The organism is Sphingobium jiangsuense (genome assembly GCF_014196495.1).
Taxonomy (GTDB): Bacteria; Pseudomonadota; Alphaproteobacteria; order Sphingomonadales; family Sphingomonadaceae; genus Sphingobium; species Sphingobium jiangsuense.
Genome location: NZ_JACIDT010000003.1, coordinates 375,364 through 393,812, shown reverse-complemented (window position 1 = coordinate 393,812; position 18,449 = coordinate 375,364). Strand labels below are relative to the sequence as shown.

Here is an 18,449-nt window from a genome sequence, read left to right as displayed (position 1 = left end):
ACCGCAAGATCGCCGCTTAATATCAACCCCAGGACGAGGCCCGCACTCCGCTAATTTACGCCGCGAGTTGTGCCAAATGTTCTGACGACGGACAGAAGGCGATGAAGGCCAACAAGACCGATCTGCACGATGCGGCCGGGCTTGCTCAGCTGGCGCGTACCGGCTTCTACAAGGACGTGCATGTCAAGTCGCCGGCCGCGCACGGAGTGCGTTCGGTCATCACCGCCCGCGGCCATCTGGTCGAAGCACGCGTCCGGCTCGACAACACGATCCGCGGCCTCTGCGCCACCTTCGGGATCAGGCTCGGCGCGGGCCAGGGCGAGCGGTTCCTCGCGCGAATGCGAGTGGCTGCTTCTGTCCCCGGCCTCTGCGAAGCGGTGGCGTCGCTCCTTCGGGCCCGCGAGCGCCTCGTGGAGGAGATCGGGCAGATGGATCGCCAGCTCAAAGCGATCAGCCTGGCTTCTCCGGCCAGCCAGGCCCTGATGAGCATCCCTGGCGTGGGTGTGCAGACCTCCGCTGCGTTCGCCGCCGCTGTTGATGATGCCAGCCGGTTCAAGCGATCGCGAACGGCTGGCGCGTACTTTGGCCTGGTTCCACGCCGACACCAATCGGGAGAGCTCGACTGGACAGGACGCATTACCAAACAAGGCGACGGGACGGTCCGCAAGCTCCTCTACGAAGCGGCCAACTCGATCTTGACGCGCACACGCCAGAGCTTTGCGCTGAAAAGCTGGGCGCTCAAGATCGCAAAGCGGCGCGGGCTGCGAAAGGCCCGAGTTGCGCTAGCCCGCCGCCTCGCTGTCATCATGCACGCCATGCTGCGTGACGGGACCTTGTTCGAGGCCTGAGTTGAGGTAGCATCCCGATGCCAGTGGTGATGCTCTCGAGCTGACCCGATGGCGGTGTCCCGCGAGGGAACGCAGGGACGGACGATCTGCGAAGGTCGACAGATGGGCCACCAAGCCCGCTTCGAGTCAATGCAACGTCCGGCCTTGTGAGACCCGATAAAGCACCACCGATCCTCGCATCGGCGAGTGCGGATAGATCCTTGAAACCCTCAAGGGACAACCGCCAAGCGACCGCAAATTACAGATATGGACCCTAACGTCCAGATATGCTTACCACCCGAAACACCGCCCCTGTACCAGCGTCTCGAACCAGATCGACACCTGTTCCGTCCCAGTGGTAATCGAGGTGACGTCCCTGAGTGGGGTCGGATGCACAATCCGGGTAGAACAAGCCGACACACTCACCACCCGGATGCCGGATGCTCGGATAGACAAGACCTTCGGCCCCGCCCCCTTTGAGTTCAACTGCGAGAGCTTGCGATGCAGCATAGTTGTCGGGATCTAGCGCGGGATCGCCTGCCGCAAAGCTCCTGAGATCTTGAAGATCAGCGCTTACCGAAAGGATGATCTCACGGAACTGTGAGGTCCAGCCTGGCGCTTCTACAGTGCGAGCCATGAAGCGGGCATGGTGATGGATTGTCTCGAACAGCGCAGTTTCGAATGCATCCCCCGCGTATAGCACGCCGTAGGTCCCATCGGTGAAGCGACTTGGCCGGTCCGCGCTAACATGCGTGAACGGCGCCATCAGATAGGATGCGCCATTGCCGCCTACCCTGCGATCAGCCGGCACCAGATCGAGATTGCCGATCGTCGCCATAATGCGGGGATTGGTTTTTTGCTCTGCGGAGATCAGCAACGGCCAATCTGCAGGGTCTGCAATGTCTTCGAACAGGTCAATCGGTGGAAAGGCACTGCGGATAATCCGTACAGCACCTTTCCACTCGACCTGGGCAAGCGGAATCGCCTTGGGATCAATCACCAGGCACCACGTTCGGCATCAAGATAGCGACGCACCCGCATGATATCGGTCAGTTCGCCCCCAAGCATGACGTCGAGCGCACTCGCTCCGGCAAAGGCGGCGTTACCTGCCTTGATCCAGGCGTAGCCACGTTGGGCTTCGGAAAAGATGATCCTCAGCGCCTTGTGGATACCCATCAGGTTGGAGAGCCGCGCCGCACCATCGCGCGAGACACGGCCCGCACCCTCAGCCTTCCACCGCCGGTAGGAGCGAACCGGCATGTCGAGCAGAGTCGCTGCCTGCTCGTCTGTGAGTTCCCATTTGCCGAACAGGTTCAGCACGGCGCGGAACATCGCCGCTGCTTCCTCCTGGGTTACAGGATCGGGCCGGAAGGCATGGGGGACGGTATCAACGGGTTGCAGTGCCAACATGAGCATTCTCCATATGGCATCATATATCACTTTGGATGCCAATTGGCAATATAGGAGCGCCTCATCCGACAAGTCGCGCCAAGACCGCCACCGCGTTCGTCGTCGGGACGAAAAGTCGCGTCTGATAGCGTATGATCTCGGTGAAGCACCCATGTGCCTTGTACCAGTCGAGGCGCGACGCCGACCAACCAGCCAGTTCAAGCCGCTGCGCGCCATTCACGAGGCTGCGCTTGAGCGTAAGCGCTTCGCGGCATTTGATTTGCATCGGTCGCCCTGTCCCGAGCACCGCATCGACGATTTGCTCTGCTGAAAAGGCATGTTCGTCTTCCAGCCCAAGCGCCTGGCACAGTTCGGGCACGCAATGGAGCGGAACCTCTCGACCTAAGAGCGAGCGTCCGTCTCGCGCCGAGATCCGGCTGACCCGAACATAGTCGGAAGGAAGTTTGTCCCACACCGGAAGCAGCAGGCCGGTTGCAAGATGCAGGCGCTCGCGCTTGAGATTTGAGGCGGCGTCATCGACCTCAGCCTGCCAGAGGCGCTGAAATTCGGTTGGATCCACCGTTTCCCAGTTGCTCTCCTCGAGTTGATCGGCGGTAATGTGCCCGTGCTTCAAGGGGCGGACAAGCTCGAAGCGGGCCACACGCATACCTTCGTCGGTGAGCAGACTTCGCGCCGGGACAAGCAGCCCGATCCGGCCTGAGCGCGCATTACGCAGAAGTTGCTGACGCGAACCAGAAACGCCGTAGAGTTCCTCGAGCCGTTCGAGACGCAAAGGCTTGAGCGCGCGGGCGATCTCGAGTTCCAGGAGATGCGTAGTCGCACCCGACAGCGCATCGGTGCGCAGTAGCGTGTCGGTCAGCACCTCGTAATGCTCGACCGCAATGATCTCGACCCCAATGTCGAGCGTGCCCGCCTGGCGTGCTGCATCGATCCGCGCTTCGACGAGGCCGAGAAACTCGTCAAATATGCCGTTTTGCAGAGCAATCGGCAACGCGAGGATGCGATTGAGCCAGCGCTGGATTGTTGGCAGATCATCTACCATCGCGCCGTCGGGCCCTTCGACCCTGAGCCCGCTCAATTCCTCAAACCGAGAAAGCGTAACAGCTTCCAACTTGCCTGCGAACAGCAGGCCGAACCAGCGGTGAAGCGCCTCCTTGGCGTATGTACTCTCGAGATTGTCGGCAGGATCGAAGAGGTTCTGCCCACCCGTCTGGCGTTGCCCGCGGGTCAGTGCCCCGAGGCTATCGAGCCGACGTGCAATGGTCGATATAAACCGACGTTCGCCACGCACATCGGTGGTCACGGGGCGGAACAGCGGGGCCGACGCCTGATTGGTGCGGTTGGTACGGCCAAGGCCCTGAATTGCGGCATCGGCCCGCCAGCCCGGCTCAAGCAGGAAGTGGACCCGGCGCATCTGGTTCTTTGCGGCGAGGTCGGCATGATAACTGCGGCCGGTGCCACCAGCATCGGAGAAAACGAGAATTCGCTTGGTCCCGTCCATAAAATCTTGCGTCTCGGCTACATTGGCGCGCGGAGAGCGCGACTGGAGCACCTGGCGCCCATCGCGTCCGACGATCAGGCGGCGGGTACGGCCGGTGACTTCGGCGACCTGATCGACACCGAACCGTTCGATGATCGCATCGAGCGCCGTCGCGATCGGCGGCAAGGCACAGAGCTGCTCGATCATGCGATCGCGCGCGTCAAGCGCCGAATGACACAGAACAGGGGCACCGTTCTCATCACTCATCGGTTCGGACCGAGCATTGCCGTTCTCGTCCGTAAACACGGACATCAACCGCACCGGAAAGCTTTTGGTGAGGTAATCGACCACGTATTCTTTGCAGTCGCAGTTTATGTCGAGCGTGGCGGCGGTAGGCGCAGGTTTCCTTCGGTTTTCCATGATTTCACTCCAGATAACTACGGTTCCGTCGACCTCAGCAAGTCGAAGGAGCCAACATGCGAACACGATCATCACTGCCGTTTCGGACTACCCCGCTCCGGGTCGAAGACCCGCCCAGTCACGGCGCTCTTCTCACCGCATTTCTCTCCTCTCTGTCCCTCGACGAGAAGTCAGGCTGTGCGGTTCTGTATGGCGCGGCGGTCCGCCATTTCCTGCATTGGCTGGAACGGCATAGGACCGCGATCCGCACGATTGACGATCAGGCTGTCCGACGGTTCGAGAAGCATCGGTGCCGGTGCCACCGGTATTCGGCGCAGCAAGCGCACTACAAGGCTGACCAAGCAGCAAGGGTCAGGCGCTTCGTCCGGTTCCTCGAAGATCAAGGCTACGTCGAAGTCGACGACGGGATCGACGATCTGCCACGGCACCTCGCCGACTATTCCGATGCGATCGGCCGCCTGCAACTCGCCGAGGGACCCGCGCAGGCCTATCGGTCCGAGGCAGAGCATTTCATGGCCTGGCTTCGCATTACGCGACGCCAATGGATCGATATCGACGACACGATCATCGACCAGTACGCTGCGCATGATTGCCGATGCCCGGTATGGCGCAAGCGCGGCAAGCTGGTCGCCACGGGCACGAAGCGGCGGCGGCGATGCGCACGGCACTTCGTCGAGTTCCTGCGAGGCCGCGGTGTCATCCCATCGGTTGAACCGGTGGCTGACGATGACCCGCACATGTCGGCTTACCTCACGTGGCTCAAGCAACATCGCGGCGCCACCGATGAGACGATCCGGCGCTACCGGACCGATATCAGACGGCTCATGCCGATGCTGGGCGAGCCTCCGCAATGGGATGCCGCCGGACTCAGGAGCGCATTCCAACGACGAAGCAAGGAGACGCCGGGCTCGGCATCGCTGCTCGTCACGATAATGAGGAGCTACATCCGGTTTCTGGTCGTGCGTGGCGAGTGCCGGCCTGCATTGTTGCATGCAGTTCCATCAGTGCAGCGCTACCGCCTTTCGACGCTGCCGCGCCACGTCGACCCGGCAACGATCGAGAGGATCATTGCGGCCTGCCCGACAGATCGTCCGGTAGAAGTCCGGGACAAGGCCATCATTCTCCTGCTCGCCAGGCTCGGCCTGAGGGCTGCCGATGTTCAGGACATGCGTCTCGACGACATCGACTGGCGGTCCGGCCACCTGACGGTCAAGGGCAAGACGCGTCGACCGGACCGTCTGCCATTGCCGCAGGATGTCGGCGACGCGATCTTGGCATATCTTGCGGCAGCCCGCCCGGAGGCCGCCGAAGAGCATCTGTTCCTGCGTGCACAAGCACCGTTTCGGCCATTCCGCTCGTCCGCCGAGATCGCGGGCATCGTCGCTCGAACGCGCGACCGCGGTGGGATCGAAGGAGTGCCGACCGGGTCGCACATATTCCGGCATTCGCTTGCCACCAACCTGCTGCGCGCGGGCGCAGGCCTGGAGTCCGTTGGGACCATCCTGCGTCACAGCTCGCCTGAGACCACTGCCATCTACGCCAAGGTCGATCTGCCGATGCTCATGAAGATCGCGCAGCCATGGCCGGGAGAACCGTCATGCTGAACATGCACATTTCCAGATACGTCTCGCTCCATCGCAGCTTGGGACGGAAGTTCTCCGAACAGGAACGCTCGCTGCGCCAATACGCCGATTTCGCCGGCCGCGCCGGTGACCGGCACACCCAAGTGCAGCGCATTTACGACTGGTGCCACACGGCAAGCTCGCAGAACGTGGCCCGCCATAGGTTCGACGCCGTACGTAACTTCAGCCTTTTCGCTCATGCTGAGGATCCAGCTCACGAGGTTCCGCCTGCGGGCGTCTTCGGTCGGGGCAAGCGGCCACGCCCGACCCCGACCATCATCGAACCGGAACAGGTCCGGGCGATCATGACCGCGGTATTGGACGTTGCGCCCCAAGGCACGATCAGCCCGTACACGTATCATTATCTGTTCGGCCTGCTGGCGGCGACAGGTCTCCGGATTTCCGAGGCCCTCGCTCTTCAATGCAACGATCTGGTCGAGGATGGCCTGATCGTCCGCAACGGCAAGTTCGGCAAGCAGCGGCTGATTACCCTGCAGCCATCGACCCGTCAGGCGCTCGAAGCATATCTCGCCACCCGGGCAAGGCTTGGCGCTACGGGCAATGACCTGTTCGTGACCATTCGGGGGAGAGCACCACACAAGGTGCGCGCCCACGTGGTGTTCGTCAGGCTGGCCCGGCAGCTCGGATACCGCGGACCGACCGGAACGGCCGGGATGCGGTTACACGACCTGCGGCACACTTTCGCCGTGCGTTCCCTTGAGTCCTGTCCGCGCGACAGGGAAGCCATCGCACACCACATGGCCGGACTCAGCGTATATCTGGGGCATGCGTCGGTCGCCAACACCTATTGGTATCTCGAGGCCACTCCGGTGCTGCTGCGCGATATCGCTGCCGCCAGCGAGCAACTTTACCGGGGAGAAGCGGCATGACGGCACTCGCTCCGCATCTCTCGATCTACCTGCGTGAACATCTGCCGCGCGAACGTGCTGTCAGTCCGCACACGGTGAAGACCTATGCCAATTGCTTCGTCCTCCTGGTCCAGTTCGCTGCCGATCGGCTGAAGCGTCGGCCGACCGATCTCGAGATCGAGGATCTCGGCACCGACATGATCATGGCCTTCCTTGACCATGTCGAGAACGGTCGCGGCAGCTGTGTTCGGACCCGCAATGGCAGGCTCGCCGCGATCCGGTCCTTCTTCCGCTACATCGAGTATCGTATTCCGGCCTGCCTGGATCAGGCCCTTCGCGTCAGATCGATCCCTACCAAGAAGACCGACAAGGCGCTGATCGACTACCTCGACCGGGCAGAGATCAAGGCTTTGCTCGACGCCCCGGATCCCCGGACACGCCTTGGCACCCGCGATCGCGCAATGCTGCATCTGGCCTATGCTGGCGGGCTGAGGGTGTCGGAACTCGTAACGCTACAACTGCGCGATTTCCCGGATCGCTCGCTTTCGACCGTGCACATCTTGGGCAAGGGTCGGCGTGAACGGGTCCTCCCGCTCTGGAAGGAGACCCAGTTCGCATTGCGCGCGTGGCTTGCGATCCGCCCCGAAGCCGAGGTCGCCGAGATATTCCTCAATGCCAACGGGCAGCCGATGACACGCGACGGGTTTGCGTTCCGTTTGGCCGAGCACGTCAAGACCGCGGCAACGAAGCAGCCGTCGATCCTTGGAAAGCGCGTGACACCGCACGTGCTGCGCCATTCCTGCGCAATGCACACGCTCGCGGCGACAGGGGACATTCGCAAAGTCGCATTGTGGCTCGGCCATGCCAGCATCCAGAGCACCGAGACCTATTTGCGCGCCGATCCCGAGGAGAAGCTGCAGATTCTCGCGGCGCACGGCGCTCCTGCCATCAAGCCCGGGCGCTTCAAGCCGCCATCCGATGCCCTGATCACGATGCTCACCGACGTTCGAAGGCGGGCCTAGCCCGTCTCCGGACAACCCCCTGGCACTCATATTATCTGGAGTGAAATCATGGAAAACCGAAGGAAACCTGCGCCTACCGCCGCCACGCTCGACATAAACTGCGACTGCAAAGAATACATCTAATGTTGAGCTCAACATTAGACGTATTCGCGGGGGGAGAGATCGATTTCGAGTGCTTCGCGTTCCGCATCGGAGAGATCAGCGAGGCGGCGGTTAAGCATGGCTTCGGCGGTCGAGACGAGTTGCACTACAACCGCGTTGCCGTCGGCAAGTGCCGTATCAATCGCAGGCAGCAGGCTCGGCAGCTTCATCGATAAAAGGAGCTGCGCGAAGAAGCGCTGCTTGGTGCCTTCAAACACCGAAAGCGCAGCCGATTTGGCACCTGAATTGAGTGTCTCGCCACTGTCAGTGTCGACGATCCGCGTTGCCTCGAGAGCTTCGCGCAGGTTGGCATGAATGATTGCCCAGGCGTCTGCATAGGCGTCATAAACCGCTACCTGGTCGGGGGTCAGGCAATGCTCCAGAATCTCGTACTCAACTCCGGCGAATGAAAGGGCCCTCGCCGCATACAGCCCCAGTGACTTCAGATCGCGCGCGACCAGTTCCATTGCAGCGATACCGCCATCGCGGATATCTGCGACGAAGGCTTCGCGATTGGCAAAAGCCGTCTCGGGACCCCAAAGGCCAAGACGGGTGGCATAGGCGAGATTATTGATGTCGGATGCCCCGGTCGCCGAAGCGTAGAGCACGCGGGCGCGCGGCAGCAGATTCTGGATGCGAACACCGGCAATGCCCTGCTCCGAACCCTTGACCTTACCACGTGAGCCCTCCCCGCCAGCGGCGTTGGCCATCGCATGGGCTTCGTCAAAGACGATGAGCCCGTCGAAGTCCTCCCCTGCCCATTCGAGAATTTGCTCGAGCCGGGTTGCGTCGCTTCGGCCCGAACGCAGCGTCGGGTAAGTGACGAAGAGTATGCCTTCGCGCATCCCGATCGGGACACCGAGCTTCCATTGGCCAAGGGGCTGGACGTCGATGGGAAGGCCGCCGAGCGCGCTCCAATCGCGGCGGGCATCTTCGAGCAGAGCTTCGTTCTTGGAAATCCAGATGTGGCGCCGTTCGCCCCTCACCCATCGGTCGAGGATGACGGAAGCGACCTGCCGGCCTTTTCCCGCACCGGTTCCGTCACCAAGAAAGTAGCCCATACGGTAGGCGCATCCCTCGGCGCTCGCCTTCAAGGCGCAGCCCTTGTCGTCGGGCTCGAACCGGCCCGGCAGATCGCGGGCATGCGCGCTTGCGGCATAGATCAGGGTCTCGGCCTGTGCAGCGGATAAGACGCCTTCAGCAATGATGCTCGAAGGAAGCTGAGGCATCACTTCGGGCACGGGTGCAGTTATCGAACCCATCGCGACGGATTCGACCAGCGGGGTCGGATGCGGGACCGCATCTGCAATCGAGATCCGGCTCGGTCGGTAAGGCAAATAATGCCCAACCTGGCTTTCGATCGGCGCAGGTGCTTCGAGCGGAGTAAATTCAAGCGGCAGGATCGACGGCAGCGCAACTGCTGGATGGCCCCTAAGTGGAACCGGTTTCGTCCTGTTCGCCACCAGCCGAAGCGGCAATGCCGACTTGATGCCGATGCTGGGCTCGGCGGGCAAGCTTACCCGGTCAGGCAGCATATCGATCAGCAGATGAAGCTCGGCAAAGTTTGCCGGCTGGGCGATGATCGGACTGTGACTATCCTCAGCCTTGTCGAGAACCAGGAGCCGGGTTGAGATCGATGTGCCCTGCTTGACGAAACCGCGCTCGATCGTCGCGTTGAGGCGCAACGAGACGGGACCGGCGATCCCGGCAAGGAACTTCGGAAGCTCGAACCATTCTGGCATCACTGCGACCAGGCGGCCACCGGGCAGAAGGCGCTTCCAAGCAGAACGCAAGTGTCGGTCGCCAGTGCGGCTATCGTGGCCCCTCTCGATACCATGTGAATAGGGCGGATTCATCAGCACCACGCTCGGACCCACGTCGGGCGTGAGAAGTTCGTCGATCAGTTCCCCGTCAAATCCGGTGACTGTCGCTTCCGGAAACACGGCGCCCAGACATTCACGGCGCAGCGGCGATATCTCGTTGAGAGCGAGACGCGCAGTTGCCTTTGCCGCCCATACGCCGAGCATCCCGGTCCCGGCCGACGGCTCGAGAACCAGTTCAGCGGCAGAAATCGCGCATGCCTTTACAGCCATCCAGGCCAGACGGGGCGGCGTTGCGAATTGTTGCCACTCGATCTGCTCATCGCTCCGGTTGGACTGGGTCGGGACCAGACCTTCAAGGCGCGTGAAAGCCTCATCGGCAGCGCTGGATGGCATCGTGAGAGATAATTCAGTTGCCTGCGCCAAGAATAGCACCTGCGCCAATTCAAGTGCGGCATGGGCATCGCGTATGGACCAGCGTCCTTCGGCGTCGCTACCGCCGAAGTGATCTGCCATTGTTGCATTCACAGTGAGCCGTGAAATTGCTTGATCGGCAGCGAGCCGCGCGGCCAGTGCCCTCGCCGCCGCCAACACTTTCGGCTCGGCGGGATCGGAGAATGCAAAAGCGGTATTTGCGTGTGACATGAGAGACCTCCTGAAGAGGCCCTGGGTTTGTCCGGGTGTCCGTTCGGATGGATCCGCCCGGGGGCCTCAAAAGGCCTCAAGCCCGCTTTCCTCTCACCGACATTCAGACCGCAGCTCGGACTGAGCGCATGAGCACATCATTCCAGTCGTCGCCGGTTAGCTCCGGACGCCTGGTGACAATCAGCCGCCCTTCGCAAGCGTAGGCATCTCGCGCACGCTCTTCGGCAAGGCGCCCGCCCGCATCATTGTCGACAAAGAGATACAGCTGGCGCACAGATTCCGGGATTGTGGCCAAGCCGAAGCGTTCGTTTCCCAGCGTCGCCCAGCAGGGAACATTGAACATTTGCATCGCTGAGAGGGCCGTTTCGTTTCCTTCTGCGAGGCCAAGGCGTCCGCCATCCGGGTACGCGAAACGCACCGCGCCAGAACCGGGGCTACCTAACGCACGCCTGGGCTGATCGAAAGAAGCCAAGCTGGTTTTGTCCAGGTCAAGGAAGGAGCGGTGCAGCGCCAGAATTCCGGCATCATTGCGCACGGCCGCCACCATCGCGGGTAGAAACCGGACAGCACCCTTTGGCCCCAGCGGCATACGCGGGTGGAAACGCAGCTCCGGCGAAGAAATCGTGATGCCTCTGGACACGAGGTACTTCTCGGCGGGGCTGCCAGCGATGGTCGACGCCTCACGCCAGAGCCTCAGCGCATTCCGATTGGCGACTTCCTCGCGCGGTTCGGCCACGATCGGACCACTCGTGCCATCGAACAGGTCCGCAATTCGTATTCCGAGCCCGGCCATGGCTTCTATCACTGCCTCGTTCGTGCAGCCGGCAAAGCAATGAACGAGGATTGCGCGCTTTCCGAGTGTGATGCTTAGCGAAGGAGTGCGGTCGTCGTGGGCCGGGCAGCAGCACATTCCGCGCGAACGCGACCAAACACCGCCCAACTGCTCGACTATCTTGCGCGCGCGGGTTTCCAATTGCCCGCCTTGGAATTGGGATGATCGGTGTTGGCGCATGGGGGCATCTCCATCGTAACGTGCCTCCACCCGCGCAGCCTCCGCTCTGCGTCGCTGACGTTTCATTTTCCTACATCAGATGTTCTATATATGTTCTTTCCCGATTCGACCACTAAAGGATTCGGGAATGAGACTGAAATCGGCAGTAGCCGCAGTAGCAACGGCAGGACTTGGGTTCGTCCTCCCCGCCCACGCGCAGGAGTCGGAAGCCCCTCAGATGACCGTTGCCTCGGAGTTGACGACCGACGGCTTCCGCGTTGCAGAAGGAACCGATGGCTTTCGTCTCGTCGAACATGGCATTTGGAGAAAGCCTCCAACGGCCTCGTCCGAGCCGCCGGCTACCGATGCGGGTCGAACCTATCTGCCCTATCGATATCCAAAGCCCCAAGACAGCGCGCCATCGGGCTTCCGTCGGGCAAGCTACCTTCCTCATGTTTACGCTGCTGAGGCTCAATACTCGCTACCAAGCGGCCTTCTCGACGCTCTTGTATGGACGGAATCACGATATAATCCCATGGCCGTCAGCAAGGCTGGCGCCGCAGGTTTGGGCCAATTGATGCCAGGGACAGCGCGGGACCTTGGCGTTTCAAATCGCTTCGATCCCAAGGCGAACATCTTGGGTGCGGCCCGATACCTACGCCAGATGCTGGACAAGTTCGGGGTGGTTCATCTGGCCCTCGCTGCCTACAACGCAGGTCCAGGAGCCGTCGAGCGCGCAGGCGGTATTCCTCGCAATGGCGAGACGCCGGCCTATGTGCGCGAAGTGCTGCGCCATTGGCGTTTTTGAACGGGGGACGTTGTGAGCGCGGGTCGGATACGAGTGTCAGGAACGCTAAGCGGTGGCAGACGCGGAATGATCCTGACTACCACTTCTGACGATGTCTGGATTATCGAAGGCGATGATGTTCGTGAGGACTTCATTGGATATACAGTGACCGTTGAAGGCGTTGTCGCGGGCATGGATCGGATACGCGCCGACTGGCTCGGGGTGGAGAGTCATTCTTCCTGACTATCCTGCGGCGGATATTTCGCGACGATCAGTAGGACCTCCCTGCCCCACAGTGCGAGAGCTTCGCGTTTTTCATTCGTGTACTGATGCCGATGATAAACCCCGGCGACACCAGCCATTGCCGAGCCGGACTGATGATTGAGAACGGCCTCTGAAACGACCAGCGGTATTCCAATCCTCTGCAGTCCGGTCGCCACCGTCCGGCGAATGTCATGCATGGTAAAATGAGCGGCTTCATAGCCGAGTTTCTCGTCCACGCTTGCCCTTATCCGCTTCCAGGCCTTTGACAGCCCACTGACACTGTTTGTGCTGGTCACCTTGGATGCCAATAGAATTTGGGATTGCTTGTGAGCATCTTCAGGCGCGATCCCGGCGGCCGTGAAGATGTCGGTGACGACCTCGAGGGCCTGTGCGGATAAAGGCACCACATTTGCCTTGCCGTTTTTCGCTCTATCTCCTGGTACAGTCCAAACTTTCCCCTTGAAGTCGAACTCGTCGCAAGTGGCGGCGAGCACCTCTCCCCGGCGCTGGGCTGTGAGAATCAACATCTGCACAAGATGGCCAAACGGATAGCCATCCTCGACGGCGGCTTGCCACAGTGCAGCGACCTCTCGATCGCTGAGCACCCGGTCGCGAGGCTCGCTCCGTTTTGGGCGCCAGGCGTCCCGGCACGGATTGGCTGGCAGATTTTCAAGTCTGGTGAGCGCCCATGAGTAAAACGTCGAAAGGTGCCGATAAACGATGCGAGCCATCGTCAGGGTTTCCTTGCCCCGCTCAAATGCGATCTTCTCTACGAAGCGGCTGACGTCGCTTCGGGTGATCGAATCGGCGAGGCGGTCGCCTAGCTCAGGTTCGATGTACTTGCGGAAAACCCGGTCGAACTCATTCGCGCTCCGCTTTTTGCCGACGATCTGTTGAGCCAGGTATGTCTCGTATAGTTCGGCGACGGTGCCGACACCATTCGATCCCTTCCTCTTAGCTCCCGGCTTTCTGGCGATGCTTTTGCCTTGCTCAACGTCGACGAGCAGGTCCCGCGCCTTCCGACGGGCGTGTGCAAGAGTAAAATTCGGGCCATGCCGCCCGATAGTCACGTTCAACCATTTACCTTGGACGCGCTTACGCAAGATATAAGTCTTGGTGCCGCTCGCTCCCATTCGGAGCCGCAGGCCGGTCACGATGCCATCAGCGACCTCAATTTGCCCGCTTGCAGGCGCTTTCAATCCTGCGATCCGAGCATCTGTCAAACCAACCTTGTTCGCCATATGATCCTGCTACCTTAGGTAGCTTTTTGTAGTGGATACTGGCGAACATTTCAAGAACAATGCGGACTATGAATCGCAGATTTCTGCAGTTTTTGGACGCATGCGGAAGCGTAAGGACCCTCTGATTTCAGCTCTTAATCAGCGGGTCCTAGGTTCGAGCCCTAAAAAAAGGCGATTATGCACTTTACAAACCACAGCCATATTAAGGGGCTGTTAGCCGACTGGTGGTAGGTTATGGCCATGGACAAGAAGCGCAATCCAACCGAACGCCCTATGCCTCGCCTCGACATGTGGGATACGCCAGTTCGAGCGGATAAAACCGATGCAGTTTGCAGTCATTGCCACAATCCCTTCGTCAGCTATCAGGGATATGTGAGCGGAGAGTTTAACCTTTGCCCGGTGTGCTTCGACCGCGACTAGGTTTCCGGCTTCTCCACCGGCTTATGCTTCACAACCTTGGCAAGCCTCTCCTTGAAGCGCTGTTCGTCATCGTCCGTCTCTAGCTCGCGGGCGGCTTCCTTGAACTTGTCGAGTTGGGATTTATCTTCCATATCTCCCCTTACCAGAAAAGGCCGGAGGCTGTGAACCCCCGGCCAATCCTTCAAGTCGATTACTTCGCTCGGTCAGTACGAACGGGAATGCGGAAGGCGCGTCCATTGGGCATGCAAATCCGCTTACCATTCTTCAACGTGATACACCTACGAAAGATGTATTGGTCTTCCTTGTGCGGCATGGTTACCTCCATTGCACAGGTTGACCTGACGTAACTTGCGAGTACAATGCGAAGCGCTTACGTTCGCAATGTCGCCGCAAGGCGTCAGGCTTCGCACGGCGCGTCTTATGACGAACCGCCGAAGCTGGGTGGACCTAGAGGGACTTGCACCCTCGGCGCGTCAGGTGGGTAGCCGGTACGCCGCACTATGCTAGGCCCGAACTCAGAACGCCCCGTCAGAAATGGCGGGGCGTTCGCACATCAAAAAGGCACCTCTTCATCTAGGTCGTTGTCAAAGTTTGGTTTGGCATTATCCCAATCGGAAAACGGATTATTGGCCTCGCTCTCGGTAGGGCTTTGCTCGGCGGGTTGGATTGCCGAATATATTCCTTTGCGCCCAGGAACCGAAAAAATGAGTTCCTTTTGAGCCATTCGCCACAGCTTGTTTTGGAGAAATTTCCGGGTCTGGATGACCTGAAATCGGCGGAAAAGCTCAATCAGCACAGCGTCCAGATCAACCTCGGCGCCACCACTTTTTATGATGGTGTAAATTTGCTGCTCAAGGTCATCGACCTTTACTCCGGATAGCTCTTTCATGAGTTCCGGAGGCAAATCACTAAGATCACCATATGATGCAGGAATGGGTTTAGTAATGCGACGAAGCTGCTCAAGCTCGCTGACAATCGCGTTGAGGAACTGTATCCTGCTGTCATAACGAGCGACGGCGCGAGCATCACCCTTTCGCTCCGCCTCAGCTTGCCAGCCTTCCATGAGGCGCAAGTAGTCCTTTACAGAATCGACATGATCCGGCATACAGAAGCTCCAAACGACGGGGTGCTAGCTACGTCGGCAAACTGCGCTAACATCCCAATATCGGCCCGACCTTCTATGAAGGTGCGGGCCGATATGCGTTAAAGCATGATTCGTGGCGTCGCGTCAATGCCAACACTGGCATAACTCTGCATTTTTCTCTGCATCATCTCGGTTTTGCGCTTTCTTTGCAGATTACTCTGCAGGGCTTCACTAGTTCACCCGTAAGTCAGTCGCTTGCCTACGATGCCCTTCAAGCCTTCAGCTGCTCGCTGGCGATCATTGACGCCTAACGCGGCGCGATTGTTATAGCGGAACTCAAATTCAGCCAGATAGCGGTGTAGATGCTGCTCGCCACAATGCTGATAGACACCCTTCATGCCGCGCTTGAAGATCGAGAAATAGCCCTCCACAGTGTTGCTGTGAATCGTGCGGTCGGCCAGATCGACATACTGACCCTTGCCATGGCTGGTGGTGCCATGGCTGATGAAATGATCCTTCATCGAACGATAGCCGCTATGCTCGTCGGTCATGATGCGCGTTTCGCGGGCGACGTTCTCCAGCACGATCGGCATGAGGGTTTCGGCCTTCACATCGTCAATGACCATGGTGCGGGCCTTGCCAGTCTCACGATCCACCAGCGCGAGAACCTTCATTTTGTGGTGGAAAGCGCGCTTCTTCTCGACGCCTTTCAGCTTGCCGATAAAAGTCTCGTCCACTTCAACGATGCCGCCATTGCCACCGAAAGGGGCGAGGTCACCCGAACGCATGGCTTCGCGGATACGGTGAGCCAGAAACCACGCGCTCTTATACTGGACTTCCAGAACGCGGCTAAGCTGGTGAGCGCTGATGCCCTTCTTGCTGGACACGATCAGGTGAACAGCCTGGAGCATCTTGTAGAGCGGCATGCGAGCATGCTCGAACACAGTGCCAACCTTTACGGTGAATTGCTTGCGGCACTCACCACACTTCTTGAGACCGTGGCGGATCGCGCCTTCCGGGTTCTTCGCGCTCTTGGAGCCGCGGACGCCCGACAGGTCATAGACGCGACCACCAACCACGCCACAGTGCGGACAGGTCACGCCGTCCGCCCAAATGACGCTTTCCAGATACTCGAAAGCCTTGGCTTCGTCGTGAAAGTGCGGGGCGGACAGAACGGACATGACGGCTTAACTCCTTGCCATCATTCCTACCGTTTTAGCATGGGTTTGTAAAGTGCATAATCGCCAAAAAAAAAGTGCGTCCACCACCTTCTCTCCATGAAAGTTCAGTTATCCAGGCAGCAAGGCGAGCGCCCCTGCATGTCACCCGAAGCATCGGGCAGCAGACCACGCCGCCCTGTCGGCGCCATGCCGACAGGACGGCACTCAAACCTCAACTCGCGAGCGCGAAGTCATCCCGGTCGCTGTCGCCGCGCGGCCATGACGGCGCGCGCGCGGATGCCGCGAACGCCGCGACGGGGGACGACTTGTCGGCCCTTCGCCCCAGATTGAACTGGGTCAGCAGGCCCGCCATCTCATTGGCTTCCGAGGCGAGGCTGCGGGAAGCTTCGGTCGATTGCTCCACCATCGCCGTGTTCTGGTGCGTCATCTTGTCCATGTCGCCCACGGCCTGGTTGATGCTGTGCATGTTGCGGGCCTGATCCTCGGTGGAAACCGATATCTGGTTCACCAGCCCGGCGATATTTTCCACCTTCGCGACGATCCGGTCGAGCGCATGGCCGGTCTCGGTGACCAGGTCGACGCCCTTGGCGACCTGGGTCGAACTGGATTCGATAAGCTTCTTGATATGGCTGGCCGCGTCGGAGGAGCGCTGGGCGAGCGCCCGCACCTCGCTGGCGACGACCGCGAAGCCCCTGCCCGCATCCCCGGCGCGCGCCGCCTCCACCCCGGCGTTGAGCGCCAGCAGGTTGGTCTGGAAGGCGATGCCGTCGATCACATTGGTGATCTGCGCGATTTCCTGCGCGGATTTCTGGATGTCGTCCATCGCCCCGATCGCCTCGCGCGCCAGTTGACGGCCGCCCGCGGCATCCTCCGTCGCGCCGGCGACGGACTGGTTGACCTGCCCCGCCCCCTGCGCGGTCTCGCGGATCGCGTCGGTGATCTCGCTCACCGCCGTCGCCGTCTGCTGAAGCGCCGCCGCCTGCTGCTCGGTGCGGTAGGACAGGTCGTCGGCGGCATGGCTGATCGCGTTCGATCCGCTGCGGACCGCCTGCGCATTGTCGGCAATGGTCACCATCACGTCCTGAAGCGATTGCAGGGCGTCGTTGAAGTCCTTCTTCAGCTTCGCATATTCGCCGGGGAATTCGTCCGCGATGCGATAGCCCAGGTTCCTGTCCGCCAGCGAGCGCAGCGCCGTGGCGAGGCCGTTGACCACCAGTTCCTGCTCCTCGGACACCTTGCGCTGCATCTCGGCGGTCCGTTCCGCCAGTTCGCGCGAGGCGAGGCTCTTTTCGCGCAGCACCTCGACCGCCTTGGCCATGGAGCCGACCTCGTCCCGCCGCCCGGTATGGGCGACGTCGACGGAAAGATCGCCCTCCGCCACCCGGCCGATGATGCGGGTGAGGTTGTTGAGCGGGCGGATGGCGCCCATCGACCACCAGGCGATGACGAGGCCGCACAGTATCGCGCAGATGCCCATGGCAACGGCGAACTGCTCGAAGCCGCTGGACAGCGCGCGGGCGTCGGCCGTGATCGCCTTGTTCATCTCTTCCTGAAGGTCGATGAACTGGTTGATCCGGTCGAGCCATTCCACGAACAGCGGCCGCGCATCGGCGACCAGCACCGAGCGCGCCTGCTCCACATTGCCGGAACCGGCGATGGCGATCACCCGCTCGATCACCGGCAGGGTCCGGGTTTCGGTTTCCTTGATCGACGCAAGGATCGCGCGTTCGCGCGCGTCAGCGCGGGACGCATCGGCCATGATCTCGTCGAGCGGCTTTGCCGACTGCGCATATTTGGCCGTCAGCGTCTCGATCTCCGCCAGCGCCGCCCGCACATCGGCGGGATCGGACAGCAGCGTGACGTCGCGCAGCGCGATCGCCCGGTCGTGCACGCTGCCGCGGAAGTTGATCGCATAGCGTTGCTTGATGCTGTTCACGTCGTTGATCGTGGTCAGCATCCTGTCGATCTGCCTGACATTATAGATGCTGACGACGCTGATGCCGACCAGCATGGCCAGAATGAGGAAGAAAGCCGCCGAGAGCCTGTGTCCGATTTTCATGTGCGGAAAGTTCCTGTCGAATAACGCCATTATTCCTGCACGCGCCGACTGCCCGTTCAGCCGGAGCGCGCATGCGTTCGGCCGTTTCTTACGAAAATGCGGTTAAATATGGATGAAATCCGGCATCAGAGGCCGATATCTACAGTCAGCATCGGCTTAATCCATT

At 60.5% G+C, this 18,449-nt stretch carries 15 protein-coding genes and 1 pseudogene; 6 read left to right on the top strand and 10 right to left on the bottom strand.

Annotated elements, in window-relative coordinates:
• Positions 1-110: 110 nt before the first annotated feature.
• A pseudogene (locus GGR43_RS06810) lies at positions 111-848 on the top strand (IS110 family RNA-guided transposase); the annotation flags it as partial.
• A gap of 253 nt (positions 849-1,101) precedes the next feature.
• Here the strand turns inward: GGR43_RS06810 and GGR43_RS06805 are convergent.
• The 3 genes from GGR43_RS06805 to GGR43_RS06795 form a co-directional block, all read right to left on the bottom strand.
• Positions 1,102-1,827, bottom strand: coding sequence for an RES family NAD+ phosphorylase (locus GGR43_RS06805; protein ID WP_120216664.1), 726 nt, complete (start codon positions 1,825-1,827; stop codon positions 1,102-1,104).
• A complete protein-coding gene (locus GGR43_RS06800) occupies positions 1,824-2,237 on the bottom strand; it encodes an MbcA/ParS/Xre antitoxin family protein (RefSeq protein ID WP_007011065.1) in 414 nt (137 codons plus the stop codon). The genes GGR43_RS06805 and GGR43_RS06800 overlap by 4 nt, the downstream gene beginning before the upstream one ends.
• A gap of 61 nt (positions 2,238-2,298) precedes the next feature.
• A complete protein-coding gene (locus GGR43_RS06795; RefSeq protein WP_425502163.1) occupies positions 2,299-4,029 on the bottom strand; it encodes a strawberry notch C-terminal domain-containing protein in 1,731 nt (576 codons plus the stop codon).
• Positions 4,030-4,193: 164 nt separating this feature from the next.
• Between GGR43_RS06795 and GGR43_RS06790 the strand changes: the two genes are divergently transcribed.
• The 3 genes from GGR43_RS06790 to GGR43_RS06780 are packed head-to-tail and all read left to right on the top strand — an operon-like array spanning position 4,194 to position 7,650.
• Positions 4,194-5,741: a tyrosine-type recombinase/integrase gene (locus GGR43_RS06790; protein WP_188071168.1), complete on the top strand. Its 1,548-nt coding sequence runs from the start codon at positions 4,194-4,196 to the stop codon at positions 5,739-5,741.
• A complete protein-coding gene (locus GGR43_RS06785; RefSeq protein ID WP_188071167.1) occupies positions 5,735-6,649 on the top strand; it encodes a tyrosine-type recombinase/integrase in 915 nt (304 codons plus the stop codon). Before GGR43_RS06790 ends, GGR43_RS06785 begins: the two co-directional genes overlap by 7 nt.
• Positions 6,646-7,650 (top strand): tyrosine-type recombinase/integrase, encoded by a 1,005-nt coding sequence (locus tag GGR43_RS06780; RefSeq protein WP_093067882.1) that lies wholly within the window; start codon positions 6,646-6,648, stop codon positions 7,648-7,650. Before GGR43_RS06785 ends, GGR43_RS06780 begins: the two co-directional genes overlap by 4 nt.
• Positions 7,651-7,787: 137 nt before the next feature.
• Here GGR43_RS06780 and GGR43_RS06775 read toward each other — a convergent pair whose 3' ends face one another.
• Together GGR43_RS06775 and GGR43_RS06770 are read right to left on the bottom strand one after the other, a co-directional pair.
• Complete coding sequence (locus GGR43_RS06775) at positions 7,788-10,256, bottom strand: strawberry notch-like NTP hydrolase domain-containing protein (protein WP_188071166.1); 2,469 nt, start codon at positions 10,254-10,256, stop codon at positions 7,788-7,790.
• Positions 10,257-10,359: 103 nt separating this feature from the next.
• Positions 10,360-11,268, bottom strand: coding sequence for a DUF7146 domain-containing protein (locus GGR43_RS06770; RefSeq protein WP_188071165.1), 909 nt, complete (start codon positions 11,266-11,268; stop codon positions 10,360-10,362).
• A gap of 127 nt (positions 11,269-11,395) precedes the next feature.
• On the opposite strand from GGR43_RS06770, the gene GGR43_RS06765 reads away from it, so the two are divergent.
• Both GGR43_RS06765 and GGR43_RS06760 read left to right on the top strand, forming a co-directional pair.
• Positions 11,396-12,055 (top strand): lytic transglycosylase domain-containing protein, encoded by a 660-nt coding sequence (locus tag GGR43_RS06765; RefSeq protein ID WP_120216667.1) that lies wholly within the window; start codon positions 11,396-11,398, stop codon positions 12,053-12,055.
• A 12-nt stretch (positions 12,056-12,067) separates the two neighbouring features.
• The gene (locus tag GGR43_RS06760; protein WP_343054461.1) at positions 12,068-12,277 is read left to right on the top strand and encodes a DUF5818 domain-containing protein; all 210 of its coding nucleotides are present in this window, start codon (positions 12,068-12,070) and stop codon (positions 12,275-12,277) included.
• On the opposite strand, the gene GGR43_RS06755 is transcribed toward GGR43_RS06760, so the two are convergent.
• The 5 genes from GGR43_RS06755 to GGR43_RS06735 all read right to left on the bottom strand — a co-directional run bounded on the left by GGR43_RS06755 (position 12,265) and on the right by GGR43_RS06735 (position 18,283).
• The gene (locus GGR43_RS06755; RefSeq protein ID WP_120216668.1) at positions 12,265-13,539 is read right to left on the bottom strand and encodes a tyrosine-type recombinase/integrase; all 1,275 of its coding nucleotides are present in this window, start codon (positions 13,537-13,539) and stop codon (positions 12,265-12,267) included. The two genes, GGR43_RS06760 and GGR43_RS06755, sit on opposite strands and share 13 nt — an antisense overlap.
• 416 nt (positions 13,540-13,955) lie before the next feature.
• Positions 13,956-14,090, bottom strand: coding sequence for a hypothetical protein (locus tag GGR43_RS23720; RefSeq protein WP_281392429.1), 135 nt, complete (start codon positions 14,088-14,090; stop codon positions 13,956-13,958).
• Positions 14,091-14,512: 422 nt separating this feature from the next.
• Positions 14,513-15,064: a hypothetical protein gene (locus tag GGR43_RS06745; protein WP_188071163.1), complete on the bottom strand. Its 552-nt coding sequence runs from the start codon at positions 15,062-15,064 to the stop codon at positions 14,513-14,515.
• A 215-nt stretch (positions 15,065-15,279) separates the two neighbouring features.
• Positions 15,280-16,224, bottom strand: a complete 945-nt coding sequence (locus tag GGR43_RS06740) for an IS1595 family transposase (RefSeq protein ID WP_188071162.1) — start codon at positions 16,222-16,224, stop codon at positions 15,280-15,282.
• A gap of 211 nt (positions 16,225-16,435) precedes the next feature.
• On the bottom strand, positions 16,436-18,283 hold the full coding sequence (locus tag GGR43_RS06735) for a HAMP domain-containing methyl-accepting chemotaxis protein (RefSeq protein ID WP_188071161.1): 1,848 nt from the start codon (positions 18,281-18,283) through the stop codon (positions 16,436-16,438).
• Positions 18,284-18,449 lie beyond the last annotated feature (166 nt).

Bases quoted from the DNA above. Each gene is read 5' to 3' on its own strand.
- GGR43_RS06800 (WP_007011065.1), bottom strand. From the start codon at position 2,237: ATGTTGGCACTGCAACCCGTTGATACCGTCCCCCATGCCTTCCGGCCC.
- GGR43_RS23720 (WP_281392429.1), bottom strand. From the start codon at position 14,090: ATGGAAGATAAATCCCAACTCGACAAGTTCAAGGAAGCCGCCCGCGAG.
- GGR43_RS06770 (WP_188071165.1), bottom strand. From the start codon at position 11,268: ATGCGCCAACACCGATCATCCCAATTCCAAGGCGGGCAATTGGAAACC.
- GGR43_RS06765 (WP_120216667.1), top strand. From the start codon at position 11,396: ATGAGACTGAAATCGGCAGTAGCCGCAGTAGCAACGGCAGGACTTGGG.
- GGR43_RS06755 (WP_120216668.1), bottom strand. From the start codon at position 13,539: ATGGCGAACAAGGTTGGTTTGACAGATGCTCGGATCGCAGGATTGAAA.
- GGR43_RS06775 (WP_188071166.1), bottom strand. From the start codon at position 10,256: ATGTCACACGCAAATACCGCTTTTGCATTCTCCGATCCCGCCGAGCCG.
- GGR43_RS06785 (WP_188071167.1), top strand. From the start codon at position 5,735: ATGCTGAACATGCACATTTCCAGATACGTCTCGCTCCATCGCAGCTTG.
- GGR43_RS06790 (WP_188071168.1), top strand. From the start codon at position 4,194: ATGCGAACACGATCATCACTGCCGTTTCGGACTACCCCGCTCCGGGTC.
- GGR43_RS06735 (WP_188071161.1), bottom strand. From the start codon at position 18,283: ATGAAAATCGGACACAGGCTCTCGGCGGCTTTCTTCCTCATTCTGGCC.
- GGR43_RS06795 (WP_425502163.1), bottom strand. From the start codon at position 4,029: ATGTCCGTGTTTACGGACGAGAACGGCAATGCTCGGTCCGAACCGATG.
- GGR43_RS06745 (WP_188071163.1), bottom strand. From the start codon at position 15,064: ATGCCGGATCATGTCGATTCTGTAAAGGACTACTTGCGCCTCATGGAA.
- GGR43_RS06780 (WP_093067882.1), top strand. From the start codon at position 6,646: ATGACGGCACTCGCTCCGCATCTCTCGATCTACCTGCGTGAACATCTG.
- GGR43_RS06740 (WP_188071162.1), bottom strand. From the start codon at position 16,224: ATGTCCGTTCTGTCCGCCCCGCACTTTCACGACGAAGCCAAGGCTTTC.